Genomic DNA, 17,708 nt, shown 5'->3' with positions numbered 1-17,708 from the left:
TAGGTTGATGTCCTCTCGCCGATAGATTAATAACATTAATAAGGTGTTAATCTATTGGGTTACTCACAATATCGTTTCTCAAAAGCTAATATTATAATTAAGGAATGGTATGTGTGACCACATCTGGCGGCACATAGGTCATGTAACGATTCATTCGTTTTTCAAACAATCTAAAACTGAATAAAATCACCCAAGATAACAACAGGTAAACGATACCTGCTGCAAAGAACAGCTCCATCAAAGTATAAGTACGTGCACTGATAGTACGGGCAACGCCGGTGATATCCATCAAGGCAATGGTCGATGCTAAGGCGCTGCCTTTAAGCATAAAAATCACTTCGTTACTGTAGGCAGGAATCACAATACCAAAAGCACGCGGCAAGGTGATGCGTGTTAGCTTCTGCCATTTTGACATGCCAATCGCATCCGCTGCTTCAAGCTCACCAACAGGAATAGTCTGAATGGCGCCGCGAATAATCTCTGCTAAATAGGCGCTAGTATTCAAGGTAAACGCAATGATGGCACACCAGTACGCTTGGCTCAGTACTGGCTCCCATAAAAAAGAATTACGAACGGCTTCGAATTGCCCAAGACCGTAATAAATTAAGAAGATTTGCACCAACAGCGGCGTGCCACGGAAAAAGAAAATATAAGAGAAGGGTAATATCTGCACCGCCCAGCTTTTAGACAAGCGCAGTTGCGCTAAAATTAAGCCAAAAAATAGCCCAATAATACCGGAGATAACGACCAACTGCACGGTCAAGACCGCACCGCCTAACAAGTCTGGGATATGATCAAAAATAACCTGCCAATTCCAATCCATAAGTGTCTCTCCTCTACCCTATGGTCGATTGACGGTTGGTTGATTGACGATTCAGCTTTTTGGTATAACGCGCTGCGGGATTGGCACGCCATTCAAGCCATATCATAAAGCCAGTAATCAGCATGGTCAGCCCCAAATAAATAATCGCGGCTGCCATATAAAAAGTAAATGGCTGCTGCGTTGACTGAGCCGCACGCGATGACTGATACATGATGTCTTTTAGACCAACTACTGAAACCAACGCCGTATCTTTGAGCAGTACCAAAAATAAATTACCTAAGCCCGGTAGCGCGATTTGCCATATTTGCGGTAACGTAATACGATAAAAAGTTTGCAGTGGACGCATGCCAATCGCTTGTGCCGCTTCACTTTGACCTATCGGAATCTCTTGAATGGACATCCGAAATATTTCGGTCGCGTAAGCCCCAAAAGCGATAGATAGTGCCATTACCCCGCCCCAAAACGCACTGATCTCAACATACTCATTGTAGCCGAACTTTTTGAGGATACTCATCAGCAGCATAGAGCCACCGTAGTAAATGAACAGTACTAATAGCAGCTCAGGGATACCGCGCATCGTTGCCGTGTACACAGTCGCAATTTTGCGCAGCAGCCAGACATTAGATAGCTTGGCTGTGGCACCGAGGAGCCCCAAAATCATGCCTATGACGACACTAGTCGCGGCAAGTTTAATGGTGACAGTTGCGCCGCTCAGTAATAGCGCGCCAAATCCTTGTAAATCAAACACAAATGTCCACTCAGTCTCTTTATAGTAGTCAGCTAGCAAAATAGCAATGAAAAGAAGCGATACTTAAATTGGTAAATACAGCCTTTTTCTGTCCGCATAACGCAGCAAATTGTTAGCACTCATTAGGCAGATATCAAGGTATGGCCGATTGACGCGGTAAAAACGACCCGTTATTCTATCATATTCACGGCGTGCCATGTTACTGCTTGCACGCGAAAGCGGTGCTCAAATAGACACTTATTAGTTTAAAAACACTATAAATAAGGCATATTTAACAATACTGCACAGTCAATTTTTTATTATAGGTAAGCTTTACCAAAGACGACCATTCTTTATTACAAAGATAAAAAGGATACCACCGAGCGGCAATATCCTTTTATCAGCTTCTCAATATCTACTTTGTACTTAATAGCTGCTTTATATTTGGCAATTATTTTCCAGTACTATTTTCTTTTGTAGGCTCAGAAGATTCAGTAACTACTGTCGTAGTATTAGCGGCTACTGGCACCGCAAAGTATTGTTGATTGATTTTATCGTAAGTACCATTGGCTTTGATATTGGCGAGCGATTGATTAATCTTTGCTTGCAGATCGTCACCTGGACGCACGGCAATCGCAAAGTTATCATTGATATCAATCTCATCACCTTTAAGCCTATAATTGCTACCAGATGGCGAACCAAGCCACTGCAACGCCGGCAGTTTATCAGATATCATCGCATCAACACGACCTGACCCTAAGTCCAAAAATGCATTGCTTAAAGTATCATACAACTTCATATTCGCTTTTGGATACGCTTTTTCAAACCACTGAGAGGAGATGGTAGCACGCTGAGCCGCAATCGAATGCGCATTGATATCGCTGTCATTACTTGGGTCAAAGGGGCTGTCTTTTTTGGCCAAAAACACCAACGTATTACTAAAGTACGGCTCGGTAAAGCTGACTTGTTGCGCGCGCTCAGGTGTCACTGACATTGCCGCCACAATCGCATCATACTTACCTGCTTTTAGCCCTGGGATAATACCATCCCAGTCTTGCGCGGTGATCTCACAAGTGACGTTCATGTCCGCGCATAGCGCATTGGCAATATCAACATCAAAGCCGCCAAGCGTACCATCAGCATTGGTATAGTTAAAAGGCGCATACGCCCCTTCTGTACCAATGCGTAGCACGTCACCCGTCGTAGCGGCGGTAGTGTTTGTAGCATCTGTAGCGCCTTTATCAACACTGTCCTGATTATTACTACAGCCTGCTAGTGTTAAACTTACAGCAGCCACGCTTGCTAAAATTGGGGTTAAAACTTTGCTCATAGTCATCCTTGACTTGCTTACTCAATAAAAAGACGGTTTACGATAATCCGTTAATTACCACTTTTGCATAACGTTATTTAGCAGTAACAGTGTCAACGTTTATATCATTAAGGTCAGCATTATCTTCCTCGATCACCAATACGTCTTTGACATCGCTGCTCGCGACTGCTTTTTGCGCGGCAGCCGTAGAGCTAGTACCAAAGTAGCTGCCAGAGATTTGATCGTAAGTGCCATTGGCTTTTATCTCAGCCAACGCTTTATTGAATTTAGCCACTAAAGGATCGCCTTTACGAAAGCCAATGCCCATTGCATCTTCGTCAGTGCTGATTTCTTGTCCTTTAACTTCATAATCTTTGCCAGCGGGCGTTTTTAACCAATCGATACCCGTAACTTTGTCTGACATCATCGCGCGAACGCGACCTGAGGTCAGATCTAAATAAGCATTGTCTTGAGTGTCATAAAGTTTGATATCCGCTTCGGCATGCTTATCTTGCAAATACTGCGAGGCAACCGTTGCACGCTGTGAGCCAACAGGCTGACCTTTGAGGGCATCAATACTGACATCGTCACCTTTTTTACCAATTAAAATGATACTGGTATGAAAGTAGGGATCCGAGAATTCGATTACTTCTTGACGCTCAGGCGTGATTGAGATACCCGCCATAATCGCATCAAATTTTTGGGCATTTAAGCCCGGAATCAAGCCATCCCAGTCTTGCGAGATGATATCGCAATCCGCTTTCATTTGCGCGCAAAGGGCTTCAACCAGCTCAATCTCATAGCCAATAAGCTTGCCATCAGCATCGGTATAACTAAAAGGTTTATAACTGGATTCTGTCGCTATTTTTATCGTCATTGGAGCACCATCAGCAGCGGCATCGATGGCCGCGCCATCTTCTGGCGTTGAACTATTACTACAGCTTGCCAGCATCAGCATAGCGGCGCTAAGCGGGGCCAGCCACAAGGCTTTATGAGTGATTGAAATTGACATTTTATTATTCCTTTATGAGTTGACCCGCAGTCTATTGATCCGCAGCTTATTGACCTATCATCTGCTGAATTACCGTTTATTGTCCAAAATTCGCCTGCTCAAGGAGCGCTAATTTACCGTTGGTACGAATCTCGCTGAGTGCTTTATTAAAGTCATCGCGTAGTGGATCTCCTTTACGCACAGCAATGGCAATGTTGTCTTTATTGTCAATCTCATCACCAACAATGCTGAAACCAGTAGAGTTGTCTTTTAACCATGATTTGGCAGAGACTTTTTCGGCCAATACGGCATCGCTACGACCCGACTTTAAATCTAAATAAGCGTTGTCATAATTGTCATACAGCTGTACGGTGTTGCCGTCTTTGCCATCATAATTGTCTTGCAAGTAAGCGCCAGGTGTCGTTGAGCGCTGACCACCAAGGGTTAAATTTTTGATTACTTTAGAATCAAAACCACCTTTAGTATCGGTCAGCCATACCATCGTATTGGCAAAATAAGGTTCGGTAAAATCGACTTTTTCTTGGCGCTCAGGCGTGATAGACATCCCTGCGACCACTGCGTCGTATTTCTGCGCTAATAAACCGGGAATAATACCATCCCACTCTTGAGCAACAATGTCACACTTGGCTTGCATCTGCTCACACAGGGCATTAGCGACATCAATATCATAACCTGCAAGGCTACCATCGGCATTGGTATAGTTAAAAGGAGGATACGCACCTTCTGTAGCAATACGCAAAGTTTTACCAGCACTGCCGTCAGCCTGTGCCGTGTCACTGGTAACGTTACTATCTTGAGAAGGGCTACAGGCACTAAGCGCTAGGGCGGCGGTGAGGGTCATCGATGACCACAATAGACGAGAAGTCGACATCATACATTCCTTAGTTTCTGATAGGTGTTGCTGATGTTTTTACCCTCTGGCGTCCGTGCCAGACAACAAAAACAGTAACAGTATTGACAGGTTATAAACTCGTCGATAATACCTCACTCAAAAATCAAAAACAAACGTTTTAGATATTGACTGTCATTAAGCGGTAATAAACGATCTATATATAGACCGTTTATTATGGATATCTAATTAGGCTAAGGTGCTACTATATTAATAGACAGTTAAAAACATGCTTAGCGATGCGATGCCATAAAATTTCGCACGCGCTCTGATTTTGGGTTATCAAAGACTTGTTCTGGTGTCCCCATTTCTTCAATGACACCTTGATGCAAAAACACCACTTGGCTAGATACTTCGCGGGCAAAGCGCATCTCATGTGTCACAATCAGCATAGTACGACCCTCTTCTGCCAGCTCACGCATCACCGCGAGCACTTCATTGACCAATTCAGGGTCAAGGGCAGACGTCGGCTCATCAAATAATAAAACCCGTGGCTGCATCGCAAGCGCACGGGCAATAGCTACGCGCTGACGCTGTCCACCAGATAAATTGGCGGGATAAGCGTCTTTTTTATCGAGCAGACCGACTTTATCTAATAACTTTTCGGCATCACTAATCGCCTGATCTTTTTTTATCTTTAAGACTTGCGTTGGGCCTTCGATGATATTTTGCAAAATTGTTTTATGGGGCCACAAGTTAAAGTTTTGGAACACAAAACCCACGCGCGCGCGCAAGCTTTCCAGTTGCTTGATATTAGCCGCTTGCATTTCACCCGATTTCGTCGGTTTGAGTATCAGCTCTTCATTACCAATAAAAATACGCCCTTGATTTGGCTTTTCAAGCATATTGATACAGCGCAGCAAGGTGGATTTCCCAGAGCCAGATGAGCCCAAAATAGAAATCACATCACCATCATAGGCAGTGAGTGATACCCCTTTTAATACCGCCAAGGAGCCGAAGCTTTTATGGATATCTTGGAGATCTAAAGCAATAGGACGAGTCGAATTTTTGGCAATATCAGGCATGGTTTAGCAGACTTCCAATAATTGTGAATAAAAACATATGAATAAACTTATGAGCAGTAATACAGGTATAAAAATAGCCCAAACTGCTGATGCATATCTGAGCTATATTTTAACATCTTCAAGCGCGATGTGTCGCTGTATGCGATAAATTTAATCGCTTGCCCTAAAGTAAATCGCTTTAGGATAAAAAATCTTAATAAGTTGAGTCCTGCTCTTCTATTTCGATTACCTCTTCTTCTACGTCGTTACCGTCTACTGTTCCAGAATTTTCAGCGCGATTGATACCTACTTCATTATTAGACATATCTTCGCTTACTATTGCCCCATCCTCAGATACAGCCCCAGTATTTTCGGGCATATCTTCACTTGGCAGGATAGCACTTTCTTCACGGTTACTATGCATCGGCTCGCTAGCTCTCTCTACTTCAGCAGCGGCTTCTTGTTCGGACGTTTGAGAATCAATCTCTAAGGCTGAACCCTCAATAGTTGACTCATCTTTTTTCCCACAAGCGCTCATAGTTAATAACGCTGCCGACAGCGTGACAAATAGCAGTTTCTTGTGGTTGCTATATAAACTCTTACTAACAGATGGTGACTGGGTGACGTTATCCACGTTCACATCAGCTTTTACCAAACTATTTACACTATTTAGGGTCATGTAGACTCTCCATTTTCTATTTAATATCCATAGTCATCAAATCTATATCTCTAATTAAAGCGTTAACCAATAGAACCTCATCAATATATATCAATGTACACTATTGAGGCGAAAATAGTACCCAAGCTAAAATAATAGCTATAATTCTACTTAAAGATAATCAATAAGTAGAGATTATAGCTAATGATATTTAAGCTTTATTTTTAGTGTTCTCACTTTTTATACAGGAATAAACTACAAGGTAAAGATTGGCTGTGAGCTGCATTTTTTATAGCAGGACGCTTTGAAGACTCTTTGCTATATTAATACGTCGAGACGTGTTCTTCTGATTCGGTGCCGTCTATTATCTCTGAATCATCAGCCGTCGCCACTGCCACATCGTCATTAGTCATATCAGCACTTGCCATGCCATCATTGGCGCTTGCAACTGCGACATCATCATTAGCCGTCGCCACACCAGTCGCTTCTTGCTCTACAGAAGTTTGGGCATCGACACCTGGTTCGCTTTGCAGCGCAGAATCATCCTTCTTGCCACAAGCACTCAGTGTCAATGCTGCTGCGGCTAGCGTAACCAATAGCCATTTTTTGTGATTGGTCACTGCCGCATTATTATTCATCGTTGTCTGTGCCATAATAGTTTCCTCTCATGTGTGATTTACATTGCTAGAGCCTTTAGAACCTAAGCAATGTCATAGTAATTTGACGTTTAACTATACTAACAAAAAAATGTAGCTACCTTAGTAATTGCAGCATGATTATGTTGAGAACGCGTAACTGTAGAATAAAAATAAGCAGGAAGAACGGAAATGGAGAAAGAAGCGAAATAGAATAACGTGACTGCCATCACTATCTAGAAAATATTTAAAATAGGAGACATTTTAAACAGTCTTTAAAGCCGCTAAAAGCCTATTTGATAATGGCAGCTGTTCACAAAATCGTCTTTACTATCCCCTTAATCTCCTCTATGTTACATAGCATGACGCCATAAAGGCGTTAAATTCCTCACTTTTGCCAATTATTGCTGGTATTAAACACATTTTTCGCCTGTTTGGGCGCCTCTTCTTTATTGAGTAAATTACTTACTACCTTTTTAGCAACATTTATTTTTGCTTAATATTCAGTGATGATAAAGAGTACACAACTCTTTATTACCCATTTATAAACATAAGGAAATTGATTTATGAGTCAAGCGAATACGACAGATATTACTGCTTATATGCAAACCGTTGGTCAACAAGCACGCGCCGCTTCACGAGCCCTTGCTGCTGCTAATACGGGCAATAAAAACGCCGCTTTAATGGCGATTTTTGATGAGTTGGTCACTGCTAAGTCAGATATCTTATCTGCCAATAAGATTGATATGGATAATGGTCAAAAAAATAATCTTGATGCGGCGTTACTTGACCGCTTAGAGCTCAATGACGATCGATTTGATGACATGCTCCAAGGATTGAAAGACGTCTCTACCTTGCCTGACCCTATTGGTGAAGTCACTGATATGACTTATCAGCCGTCAGGCATTCACCTAGGTAAAATGCGTGTGCCACTAGGTGTCGTCGGTATGATTTACGAATCGCGTCCCAACGTGACGTTAGAGGCGGCATCCCTCGCCTTAAAATCAGGCAATGCCATTATTTTGCGCGGCGGTTCTGAAGCGTTCGAATCCAACCAAGCAATCGCTAAATGTATTCATCAAGGTTTAAAAAATGCTGGACTGCCTGAGCACAGCGTCCAAGTATTACAAACCACTGACCGCGCTGCTGTCGGCGAGCTGATTACCATGACCGAGTATGTCGATGTCATTGTCCCACGTGGCGGTAAAGGCTTAATTGCACGCATTAGTCGTGATGCAAAAGTACCCGTCATCAAGCATCTAGACGGTAATTGTCATACCTTTATTGACCGTGATGCCGAGGCTAAGATTGCGATTGAGGTTAGCGTCAATGCTAAGACCCATCGTTACGGCACTTGTAATACCATGGAGACACTATTGGTCGATGAGGCCATTGCTAATGAATTATTGCCACAAATTGCCGAAGCGATTGTGCAAGCAGATGACGCCATGCAACTGCGCCTTGATGATAAGTCGCAAGCTATTTTGAATGATAATGCCAAGCTTAACGGCCATCTATCAGCCGCTACTAGTGAAGACTGGGATACTGAGTATTTAGCACCTATTTTAGCGATTAAAATCGTTGCAGGGATTAATGAGGCTATCGAGCATATCAATACCCATGGCAGTCATCATACTGACGTGATTATCACGGATAATTATAGTAAGTCTCAACGCTTTATCCGTGAAGTCGACTCCGCTAGCGTCATGATTAACGCCTCTAGCCGTTTTGCCGATGGTTTTGAATATGGACTTGGTGCGGAAATTGGTATCTCAACAGATAAGATTCATGCCCGTGGCCCAGTAGGACTTGAAGGTCTAACGTCACAAAAATGGATTGTCTATGGTCATGGCGAAACCCGTGCCTAGTAACTTAAACTTAATGACTTATGCTTAATAATTGGGTATAAGCGTCAATGGGCATACTAAATAACTAACTATCTGAAACGCCAGCATTCGTGTTGGCGTTTTTTTATGCTTAGTCTACAGCTTCTAGTTGGGTGGTAAAACATGTAATCATAGTTCGAATTTTCAGATACTGTATATTATTTCATCGTTGACCGTTACAATAGCGTTACCATATGCAATACAAAGCCAAAATGAATAAAGCCATTTAAGACACCTCAATACGGCAGCCCTGTTTTCCAAGCCAATTTTCGCAGAATTTGGAGTGAACATAGGACTGTGATGACAAACTGTGATAAATGATTCATTTTTGCTAATGACTACAAAAACTTAGATTCGAGATAAAACCAGCCCTATCTCGAATTTAGGTTAATTTATATTTATAAAAGGAGCACCTTATGGAAATAACGTTAAACGGCTATTACACACTGATATTTGCAACTTTAGTGCTGTTACTCGGCCGCTTTATGATTAAGAATATTAAAGTCTTAGAAGACTTTAATATTCCAGAACCCGTTGTAGGTGGTTTGGTTGCGGCAATGATTGTTTATGCCCTCAATATAGTCTGGGGCTATAGTTTTAACTTTCACCAAGGGTTGCAAACAGCTACGATGCTGATGTTCTTTGCGTCCATTGGACTTAGTGCTGATTTTGGCAGACTTAAAGCTGGCGGTACACCGTTATTAATTTTTCTCGCGGTGGTATCGGTATTTATCGTCTTACAAGATGTTGTTGGCGTAGGTATGGCAAGTGCACTTGGCCTTGATCCTTTACTTGGCTTAGTAACGGGTTCTATTTCACTCACTGGTGGACATGGTACGGCAGGCGCATGGGGCGTTGTGTTAGAAGAAGAATATGGGGTTGTCGGTGCAACAACACTGGGTATCGCTGTTGCCACTTATGGTTTGGTAGCTGGCGGTATCGTCGGTGGTCCTGTGGCGCGCAGATTGATTAAAAATCTTGGCCTAACGCCTACTCCAGATAATCCTAATCCAAGTAACGTTGAAAAAGTCGCTGGCGCGCAGTCGTTATATAGCACTAAACATGATGAAGATGGTGATCATAGACAAGAAGAGATGTTTGAGAAGCCTGATAATATTCGTCTTATCACGGCCTCATCTATGATTGAGACCTTAGCACTGTTCGCTGCCGCTTTGGCTTTTGCTGATATCATGACCATAGTTGCAGAAGGCACTTGGTTCCAGCTACCAACGTTCGTTTGGGCACTAGCAGCTGGGGTGATTATTCGTAATGCGTTAACCATGGTGTTCAATTTTGATATGTTTGACCGAGCAATTGACGTTATTGGTAATGCCTCTTTGAGCCTATTTTTGGCAATGGCGTTGCTATCGTTGAAACTGTGGCAATTAACCGACTTAGCTGGCCCAGTATTGATTATTTTACTGGTACAAACCTTAGTCATGATTTTATATGCTTACTTCGTAACCTTTAAAATAATGGGCAAGGATTACGATGCTGCCGTGTTATCAGCAGGTCATTGTGGTTTTGGTATGGGTGCAACCCCGACCGCTATTGCTAATATGCAGGCAGTAACGGATCGCTATTTGCCATCACCAAAGGCATTCTTGATTGTACCGATGGTTGGTGCATTCTTTGTCGATATTATTAACGCTACTGTATTGCAGATATTCACTAAAATACCGTTTTAGTAAGCTGATGATAATATGAAACCTGAAATGAAGAGTACAAAAAAACCGCCTAGCATAAGCTAAGCGGTTTTTTTATTCAATCTAACTAAATCTTATAAAGGCTAGTTTTTAGCTCATTAGATAATAGCTTTTAAAATAGTAGCTTATTAAATAATATCTTACTGATTCTTAGCATAAACTGGTTTTTTGGCACAGATTGCTTCGACCTTTTTGCGAGTATCAGCAAGTACTTGCTCATCACCACGACCGTCTAGAACATCACATATCCAACCAGCCAATTCTGTCACGTCTGCTTCATCAAAGCCACGGGTCGTTACTGCTGAAGTACCAATACGAATACCAGAAGTGACGAACGGAGATTTTGGATCATTTGGCACCGCATTTTTATTGACAGTAATATGTGCATCACCCAACCATTTATCCGCCTCTTTACCCGTCATTTCTTGCTTAACTAGGCTGATAAGCATGAGGTGATTTTCAGTACCACCAGAGATGATTTCATAACCACGGTCGATGATAACTTTCGCCATTGCTTGCGCGTTTTTGACCACTTGCTGCTGATACGTTTTGAAGTTATCTTCTAAAGCTTCTTTAAAGCAAATCGCTTTAGCCGCGATAACGTGCATCAACGGGCCACCTTGGTTGCCTGGGAATACCGCTGAGTTGATTTTTTTCTCAAGCTTATTATCACGTGACATGATGATACCTGAGCGTGGGCCACGTAGGGTTTTATGGGTGGTACTGGTCACTACGTCAGCGAACGGTACTGGGTTTGGATAAACGCCAGTGGCGGCAAGACCAGCTACGTGTGCCATATCAACTAAGAAATACGCGCCAATTTCGTCCGCGATATCACGGAAACGCTTCCAATCAACAACCTGTGAGTAGGCTGAAAAACCAGCGATAATCATTTTAGGCTTATGCTCACGCGCTAAGCTATCAACTTGGTCATAATCAATAAGACCCGTCTCTTCAACTAAACCATATTGCACAGCATTGTAATTGATGCCTGAGAAGTTAATGTGCGCGCCATGAGTCAAGTGACCACCCGCATCAAGGCTCATGCCAAGAATGGTGTCATTTGCATCAAGAAGGGCTAAGAATACGGCTGAGTTCGCCTGACTGCCTGAGTGCGGCTGAACGTTTACATACTCTGCGCCAAATAATTCTTTTGCTCGGTCGATGGCCAATTGCTCAACGACGTCCACATGCTCACAACCACCATAATAACGCTTGCCCGGATAGCCTTCCGCATATTTATTAGTAAGATCTGACCCCTGTGCTTCCATTACCGCTTGTGAGCAGTAGTTTTCTGAGGCGATAAGCTCGATATGATTCTCTTGACGGACGCTTTCAGCTTCCATTGCGGCAGAGAGAGCGGGATCATATTCTTTAATAGAGATATCTTTAAACATAGTTATGTCCTTTATATTAACTGTTATTAGAGGAGGATTATTCGAGGGAAGTTGCCTAAAATTGGCTTATTATACTTAACAATAATTTTGATGCATTCGTGCTTCTTAATTTTTGCTGCAAAACCAGTGTAACATGAAACTTTATGTGACGAGCATAAAGATACTGGGCTTTGCTTAAGCCTAATAGATCGCTTTGGTTTAACGAAAAATTATTTTTAAATCAGTATCTTATAAATAAAAAATTAATCTTTGCGATGAATTTTTATTAGAATCATTTTTTTATATACTGACCATATAAAGTATTAACCAAATACCTGACTAATTGGCTAACTCTTTTTAGCCCAATATTTACCGCTCTAAATGCCCAGTAGCTTTTGACAAAACTGCGGTAAAAAAGTCTCACTAATCAGTACCCTGCGTCCATACCAATCATAGCGCGTTTGCCGCTGCCAACCCTCAGTAGTATGCTGGATAAGACGCTGATTGGGTAAAGTACGGCTGCGTTTAAATAACACATAACCAATGGGCGTGCCTTTTAGCTGCTGCAACCGTCGTGCACGCCCTTGCAAACTCTTAAGAGGAAAGATACTTTGTGCCGTAATCCATGGTAGTTCATCATCACCATATAGCTGCACCTCTCTTACCCATGCCAGCAGCGGACGATTGAGCGCTTGCCCTTGTATCCCCAGTTGCTTTTTTTGAGCGAGCGTTAATGGCCGATAACCCTCAAAGCTACGCGTCACCAGTAACGGCTGTCCAGACTTTGCCTCAAGCATTGCCGTTAATGAGCCATCTGTGCTCAGCCAAGGCAACAGCGCAGCAGGCGCAGGCGCAGTCGATTGAGAGGCACTGAATAAAAGTGGGCTAGAATATCGGTTACTTGGCATAATAACGGGCTAATAATTGAAAGTTAATAAGTTAAGTTTTTGATTGAATAATGCTAACCACTAACGCTGCTTATCGAATTCAGGCATATTATCCTGATTAAAAGGCAGCGCCTCATGTGCTTGCTGACGATACTGCGCCATATGGGCGCGGTCTTGGGCGCAAAAGTCACTAATTGCAGGTATAAAACGCGGGTCATAAATCCGATGCAACGAGTGCGTCGTGGTCGGCATAAAACCACGAATCAGCTTATGCTCGCCTTGTGTACCGGGGTCAAAATGGCTCAGCCCTTGCTCAATGGCAAACTCAATCCCTTGATAATAACACAGCTCAAAATGCAAACTATCATATTCACCCAAAGCGCCCCAATAGCGCCCATATAACGTCGATGTCGACGACTGACTTTCGCTATTAACTGCCCCAAGCACATCATATAAAAATAAGCTACTGGCAATAATTTCACCTGCGCTATCATACGCTTGTGCGAGCATTAAATGCTCTGGCATACTTTTTGATAGCGATATAAAAAACTCATACGTTAAATAGGGCTGCTGCCCGCGCACCGCATAAGTCATCACGTAGCAGTGATAAAAGGTTTTCCAATCCTCCGCACTGATATCATCACCGCATTTACGCACACACTCGATGCCTTGAGTGGCAACTTTACGACGTTCAGCGCGGATGTTTTTACGCTTTTTGGCGGTCAAAGTCATTAAGAATTCATCAAAATTGGCAAAAGGCTGGTCGTTATTCAGCAAATTTTTATTAAACCATAAAAACTGACAGCCTTGACGCTCAAGAATAGGAAACGGTAAATCCTCATCGGTTAATGACGCATTTTGACCGCTTGATAATAAGGACTCATCCTGTATTGCCTCGCTTATCTCATTATCTGAAGACGCAGCAAGGCTTGTCATTTCAGGCGTCACAAACAATCCATGCCAACTCGATGCACCCACTTGTTGTGCAAGATTATCAACGCCAGCCATCACCGTATTGATAATATCGGTATTAAGCGTTTCCCCTTGTGCTACCCACAGGCGCTCTCCAGTGATTGGGGTATAAGGCACACTGGTGACCAAACGCGGATAATAATCAATGCCATAACGGGCATACGCTTCCGCCCACGCATGATCAAAAACGTATTCACCACGATGATGACCTTTTACAAATACTGGCAGCACCGCCACTGGCTGAGCGTTTTCTAATGCAGAGCTTTTTAATAGAGGGTTTTCTAGTTCAGAACTTTCACCAGAAGTATTTGGGTAATTCGTAATATCCTCATTAACGCGGTGGACCAATATAAAAATCGGCAACCATCCCGCCTGCTCACCAATTGCGCCCGTATCAATAAGCGCCTGCCAAAAGGCGAACGACATAAACGGCGTATCTGGCGTTTGCCACTGGGTTTGCTGTTGCCAGCTTATATCGCCCACGAGCGCGTACTGTAAACTCATAATGCTCACTACTTATTTTTAGATGGATATAGCGTAGCAAATTTTTACGCTTATGCTGTCACAATTTGCAAAAATACTGTGGATATTTAAACCAAGAACAGGCAAATTAAATACTATGATACCACCGTCATATTTAGGAGAGAGAGATGTCTACTTTACTGACGACTCCATTTAAGATACCTATTAATACAGCTATCAGATCCATAGTCGCAGTGACCTTAATGAGCAGCTGCTTGTTCATAATAAGCGCCTGTGACTCTCAAAAGATTACCAGTGCATCAACGGTAGGCAGTAATAATATTGCCCAGACCGAGCCTGATATTATCAATCGAAACAGTATGCAAGATGTCACTAAAGCAAATACAGATTCAGAAGACAGCCATTCAAACCATAACGATTCGCAAAATAGCAGTAACGAAAACTCAGACGACCCGAACCCGAACGTCAAGCAATAAAATACTTCATGACGGTGCAAAAGAACAAACTAATAATAAGTCAAATCAATAGAAAAGAGCGACCTACTAAGTAGATGGCTCTTTATAATGTGCTGTATATAAAACTGTACTGCTATGGAAAAGATGTAATTTATGCTGATGAATGGTAGAATAGTGCCCTTAATAGTTTAATATAATTCAGATACATGGGATATAAGCGAAAACAGTATCCTTAGTTCATTATGTCAAATTGACATCGGATCGAATTTATAGTGAGTTCGCTATAATAGCCTCACAGCAATTCACTTTCAGGCAATTCAGACAACCCAGTCAAAGTGCCCTTTTAACTTAATAAAAGTTAACGAAAGACCAATCAACGAAAGAAGCTAAGCAAACCAAAAACTCTCTAAGAGTCTGTATTTTTCAAGAGCCTACATATAGTGTATTTGTTCTAAACACATAGTCCATGATTGCATAGGGGCTGTATAGAGCTATTAAATTATATTTAAGCGTTATTATTCACAACACAAAGGAATGACTTACTAAAATGACAAAAATTATTTATACAAAAACCGATGAAGCCCCTGCGCTTGCTACCTTATCTTTTTTGCCTATCGTTGAGGCATTTACAAAAACCGCAGGAATTGAAATTGAAACTGCTGACATCTCTTTAGCGGGGCGCATTATTGCCTTATTCTCAGAGTTTTTACCTGAAGAACAACGTATTCCTAGCGCCTTTGTCGCGTTGAGTGAATTGGTAAAACAACCTGGCGCCAATATTATTAAATTGCCAAACATCAGTGCTTCTGTGCCACAGCTAAAAGCGGCGATTAAAGAGTTGCAAGATAAAGGCTATGATTTACCTGATTATCCAGACCATCCAGAAACGGATAAAGAAAAAGACGCGCGCGAGCGTTATGACAAAATCAAAGGCAGTGCAATGAACCCTGTCTTGCGTGAAGGTAACTCTGACCGCCGTGCGCCAAAAGCGGTAAAAGCATTCGCCAGAAGAAACCCACATTCAATGGGTCAATGGAGTGCGGATTCTAAGTCACACGTAGCCACTATGGCTCATGGCGACTTTGCCGATACTGAAAAATCAGTAACGTTAGATGACGCAACCGATTACCGTATCGTGCATACCGCAACTGATGGCACAGTGACTGAATTAAAAGCACCTGCACCATTACTTGCCGGTGAATTGATTGATGCCGCTATCTTAAGCCATGACGCATTAGTAGAGTTTTTAGAAGAGCAAGTAGAAGACGCAAAAGCAGAAGATGTATTGTTCTCATTGCATCTAAAAGCCACTATGATGAAAGTGTCTGACCCGATTATCTTTGGTGAAGCGGTCAAAATCTTCTTTAAAGAATTGTTCGCAAAACATGGCGATACGTTCAAAGAACTTGACGTTAACGTCAACAACGGTTTTAGCAACTTACTGGCTAAAATCCAAGAATTGCCTGAAGAAAAACGCGCCGAGATCGAAGCGGATATTCAGACCATATATAAGAACAACCCTGACCTTGCCATGGTCAACTCTGACAAAGGCATCACCAACTTACACGTGCCAAGTGACGTGATTGTTGATGCGTCTATGCCAGCGATGATTCGCAGCTCAGGTAAAATGTGGGGCGCGGACAATGAGTTGCATGACACCAAAGCCGTTATCCCTGATAGCAGCTATGCGTGCATCTATGATGAAACCATCAAATTCTCAAAAGAACATGGCGCGTTTGACCCAACGACTATGGGTTCAGTACCAAACGTCGGCTTGATGGCGCAAAAAGCAGAAGAATACGGCTCACATGACAAGACGTTCCAAATTGAATCTGACGGTAAAGTTCAAGTATTGGACAGCGATGACAATGTCTTGACCGAGCACGAAGTGAAAGCGCAAGACATCTGGCGCATGAATCAGGTTAAAGATGCACCGATCCAAGACTGGGTAAAACTAGCCGTGACTCGCGCCCGTGCCAGCAACATCCCAACCATCTTCTGGTTGAACCACAAACGTCCACACCATGCTGAATTAATCAAAAAAGTTGAAAAATACCTTAAAGATTATGATACCACTGGTTTAGACATTCGCATCATGCCAGTACGTGAAGCGACTCGTTTAACACTAGAGCGTCTAAAAGACGGCAAAGACACCATCTCCGTCACTGGTAACGTCTTGCGCGATTACCTCACTGACTTGTTCCCAATCTTAGAATTGGGTACCAGTGCAAAAATGCTGTCTATCGTACCATTGATGAATGGCGGCGGCTTGTTCGAAACGGGTGCCGGCGGTTCAGCACCTAAGCACGTTGAGCAGCTTGTTGAAGAAAACCATTTACGTTGGGATTCACTAGGTGAGTTCTTAGCCTTAGCCGTATCTTTAGAGCATTTAGCCACGCATGAAGACAATGCTAAAGCGCAAATCTTAGCCGATACGCTAGATAAAGCGACTGAAAAACTGTTGTTGAATAACAAGTCACCATCTCGTAAAACCGGTGAATTGGACAACCGTGGCAGCCATTTCTATCTGGCTATGTACTGGGCGCAAGAGCTTGCGGCACAAACTGAAGACACTGAATTGGCAACACAATTCGCGCCACTTGCTGAAAAACTTGCCAGCAATGAAGACGCGATTGTTAAAGAATTGAACGAAGTTCAAGGTAAACCTGCTGATATCAATGGTTACTACTTCTTTGATGAAGATTTGGCAACTAAAGTCATGCGTCCAAGTCAGTTATTGAATGACACGATTGATTCTTTATAATTGAAATAACGTCGTCACTTAAATAACTTTATACTTTAAAGCTGTTTAAGCCTATATAAAAAACACCCTGATGGTCTAAGACTATTGGGGTGTTTTTTATTGCCAGTACTCATTGCCAGTAT

At 42.5% G+C, this 17,708-nt stretch carries 15 protein-coding genes; 4 read left to right on the top strand and 11 right to left on the bottom strand.

The genetic code is table 11. The features are described from left to right. Positions 1–97 precede the first annotated feature (97 nt). From ES754_RS08705 to ES754_RS08670, 8 genes are all read right to left on the bottom strand, one after another. The gene (locus tag ES754_RS08705) at positions 98–823 is read right to left on the bottom strand and encodes an ABC transporter permease (RefSeq protein WP_147223783.1); all 726 of its coding nucleotides are present in this window, start codon (positions 821–823) and stop codon (positions 98–100) included. Positions 824–836: 13 nt separating this feature from the next. After that, positions 837–1,571, bottom strand: coding sequence for an ABC transporter permease (locus tag ES754_RS08700; protein WP_147223782.1), 735 nt, complete (start codon positions 1,569–1,571; stop codon positions 837–839). A 430-nt stretch (positions 1,572–2,001) separates the two neighbouring features. After that, positions 2,002–2,880 (bottom strand): ABC transporter substrate-binding protein, encoded by an 879-nt coding sequence (locus ES754_RS08695; RefSeq protein ID WP_201538812.1) that lies wholly within the window; start codon positions 2,878–2,880, stop codon positions 2,002–2,004. 73 nt (positions 2,881–2,953) lie between these two features. Then, on the bottom strand, positions 2,954–3,871 hold the full coding sequence (locus ES754_RS08690) for a transporter substrate-binding domain-containing protein (protein ID WP_147223780.1): 918 nt from the start codon (positions 3,869–3,871) through the stop codon (positions 2,954–2,956). 76 nt (positions 3,872–3,947) lie between these two features. Further along, positions 3,948–4,745 (bottom strand): transporter substrate-binding domain-containing protein, encoded by a 798-nt coding sequence (locus ES754_RS08685; protein ID WP_201538811.1) that lies wholly within the window; start codon positions 4,743–4,745, stop codon positions 3,948–3,950. 248 nt (positions 4,746–4,993) lie between these two features. Beyond that, positions 4,994–5,785: an ABC transporter ATP-binding protein gene (locus ES754_RS08680; protein WP_147223778.1), complete on the bottom strand. Its 792-nt coding sequence runs from the start codon at positions 5,783–5,785 to the stop codon at positions 4,994–4,996. Between the two features lie 193 nt (positions 5,786–5,978). Continuing rightward, on the bottom strand, positions 5,979–6,443 hold the full coding sequence (locus tag ES754_RS08675; RefSeq protein WP_147223777.1) for a hypothetical protein: 465 nt from the start codon (positions 6,441–6,443) through the stop codon (positions 5,979–5,981). Between the two features lie 302 nt (positions 6,444–6,745). Next, positions 6,746–7,075 (bottom strand): hypothetical protein, encoded by a 330-nt coding sequence (locus ES754_RS08670; RefSeq protein WP_227677905.1) that lies wholly within the window; start codon positions 7,073–7,075, stop codon positions 6,746–6,748. Between the two features lie 548 nt (positions 7,076–7,623). Here ES754_RS08670 and ES754_RS08665 point away from each other — a divergent pair. Together ES754_RS08665 and ES754_RS08660 are read left to right on the top strand one after the other, a co-directional pair. Next, the gene (locus ES754_RS08665) at positions 7,624–8,925 is read left to right on the top strand and encodes a glutamate-5-semialdehyde dehydrogenase (protein WP_147223776.1); all 1,302 of its coding nucleotides are present in this window, start codon (positions 7,624–7,626) and stop codon (positions 8,923–8,925) included. Between the two features lie 434 nt (positions 8,926–9,359). After that, positions 9,360–10,631 (top strand): sodium/glutamate symporter, encoded by a 1,272-nt coding sequence (locus ES754_RS08660; protein ID WP_147223775.1) that lies wholly within the window; start codon positions 9,360–9,362, stop codon positions 10,629–10,631. A gap of 158 nt (positions 10,632–10,789) precedes the next feature. Here ES754_RS08660 and glyA read toward each other — a convergent pair whose 3' ends face one another. The 3 genes from glyA to ES754_RS08645 form a co-directional block, all read right to left on the bottom strand. Beyond that, the gene (gene glyA / locus ES754_RS08655; protein ID WP_147223774.1) at positions 10,790–12,046 is read right to left on the bottom strand and encodes a serine hydroxymethyltransferase; all 1,257 of its coding nucleotides are present in this window, start codon (positions 12,044–12,046) and stop codon (positions 10,790–10,792) included. Positions 12,047–12,402: 356 nt separating this feature from the next. Beyond that, positions 12,403–12,933 (bottom strand): chorismate--pyruvate lyase family protein, encoded by a 531-nt coding sequence (locus ES754_RS08650; RefSeq protein ID WP_147223773.1) that lies wholly within the window; start codon positions 12,931–12,933, stop codon positions 12,403–12,405. A gap of 60 nt (positions 12,934–12,993) precedes the next feature. After that, the gene (locus tag ES754_RS08645) at positions 12,994–14,388 is read right to left on the bottom strand and encodes a GNAT family N-acetyltransferase (protein ID WP_147223772.1); all 1,395 of its coding nucleotides are present in this window, start codon (positions 14,386–14,388) and stop codon (positions 12,994–12,996) included. 146 nt (positions 14,389–14,534) lie between these two features. On the opposite strand from ES754_RS08645, the gene ES754_RS08640 reads away from it, so the two are divergent. Both ES754_RS08640 and ES754_RS08635 read left to right on the top strand, forming a co-directional pair. Beyond that, on the top strand, positions 14,535–14,843 hold the full coding sequence (locus ES754_RS08640; RefSeq protein ID WP_147223771.1) for a hypothetical protein: 309 nt from the start codon (positions 14,535–14,537) through the stop codon (positions 14,841–14,843). Positions 14,844–15,369: 526 nt separating this feature from the next. Continuing rightward, on the top strand, positions 15,370–17,586 hold the full coding sequence (locus tag ES754_RS08635; RefSeq protein ID WP_147223770.1) for an NADP-dependent isocitrate dehydrogenase: 2,217 nt from the start codon (positions 15,370–15,372) through the stop codon (positions 17,584–17,586). Positions 17,587–17,708 lie beyond the last annotated feature (122 nt).

Source organism: Psychrobacter frigidicola (genome assembly GCF_007997305.1).
Lineage (GTDB): Bacteria > Pseudomonadota > Gammaproteobacteria > Pseudomonadales > Moraxellaceae > Psychrobacter > Psychrobacter frigidicola.
Note: the sequence above shows the minus strand (reverse complement) of the source record. Positions and strands in the feature narration are given on the sequence as shown.

Excerpts from the sequence above, each read along its gene's own strand:
- ES754_RS08705 (WP_147223783.1), bottom strand. The coding sequence starts at position 823 with ATGGATTGGAATTGGCAGGTTATTTTTGATCATATCCCAGACTTGTTA.
- ES754_RS08695 (WP_201538812.1), bottom strand. The coding sequence starts at position 2,880 with ATGAGCAAAGTTTTAACCCCAATTTTAGCAAGCGTGGCTGCTGTAAGT.
- ES754_RS08690 (WP_147223780.1), bottom strand. The coding sequence starts at position 3,871 with ATGTCAATTTCAATCACTCATAAAGCCTTGTGGCTGGCCCCGCTTAGC.
- ES754_RS08685 (WP_201538811.1), bottom strand. The coding sequence starts at position 4,745 with ATGATGTCGACTTCTCGTCTATTGTGGTCATCGATGACCCTCACCGCC.
- ES754_RS08680 (WP_147223778.1), bottom strand. The coding sequence starts at position 5,785 with ATGCCTGATATTGCCAAAAATTCGACTCGTCCTATTGCTTTAGATCTC.
- ES754_RS08675 (WP_147223777.1), bottom strand. The coding sequence starts at position 6,443 with ATGACCCTAAATAGTGTAAATAGTTTGGTAAAAGCTGATGTGAACGTG.
- ES754_RS08670 (WP_227677905.1), bottom strand. The coding sequence starts at position 7,075 with ATGGCACAGACAACGATGAATAATAATGCGGCAGTGACCAATCACAAA.
- ES754_RS08665 (WP_147223776.1), top strand. The coding sequence starts at position 7,624 with ATGAGTCAAGCGAATACGACAGATATTACTGCTTATATGCAAACCGTT.
- ES754_RS08660 (WP_147223775.1), top strand. The coding sequence starts at position 9,360 with ATGGAAATAACGTTAAACGGCTATTACACACTGATATTTGCAACTTTA.
- glyA (WP_147223774.1), bottom strand. The coding sequence starts at position 12,046 with ATGTTTAAAGATATCTCTATTAAAGAATATGATCCCGCTCTCTCTGCC.
- ES754_RS08650 (WP_147223773.1), bottom strand. The coding sequence starts at position 12,933 with ATGCCAAGTAACCGATATTCTAGCCCACTTTTATTCAGTGCCTCTCAA.
- ES754_RS08645 (WP_147223772.1), bottom strand. The coding sequence starts at position 14,388 with ATGAGTTTACAGTACGCGCTCGTGGGCGATATAAGCTGGCAACAGCAA.
- ES754_RS08640 (WP_147223771.1), top strand. The coding sequence starts at position 14,535 with ATGTCTACTTTACTGACGACTCCATTTAAGATACCTATTAATACAGCT.
- ES754_RS08635 (WP_147223770.1), top strand. The coding sequence starts at position 15,370 with ATGACAAAAATTATTTATACAAAAACCGATGAAGCCCCTGCGCTTGCT.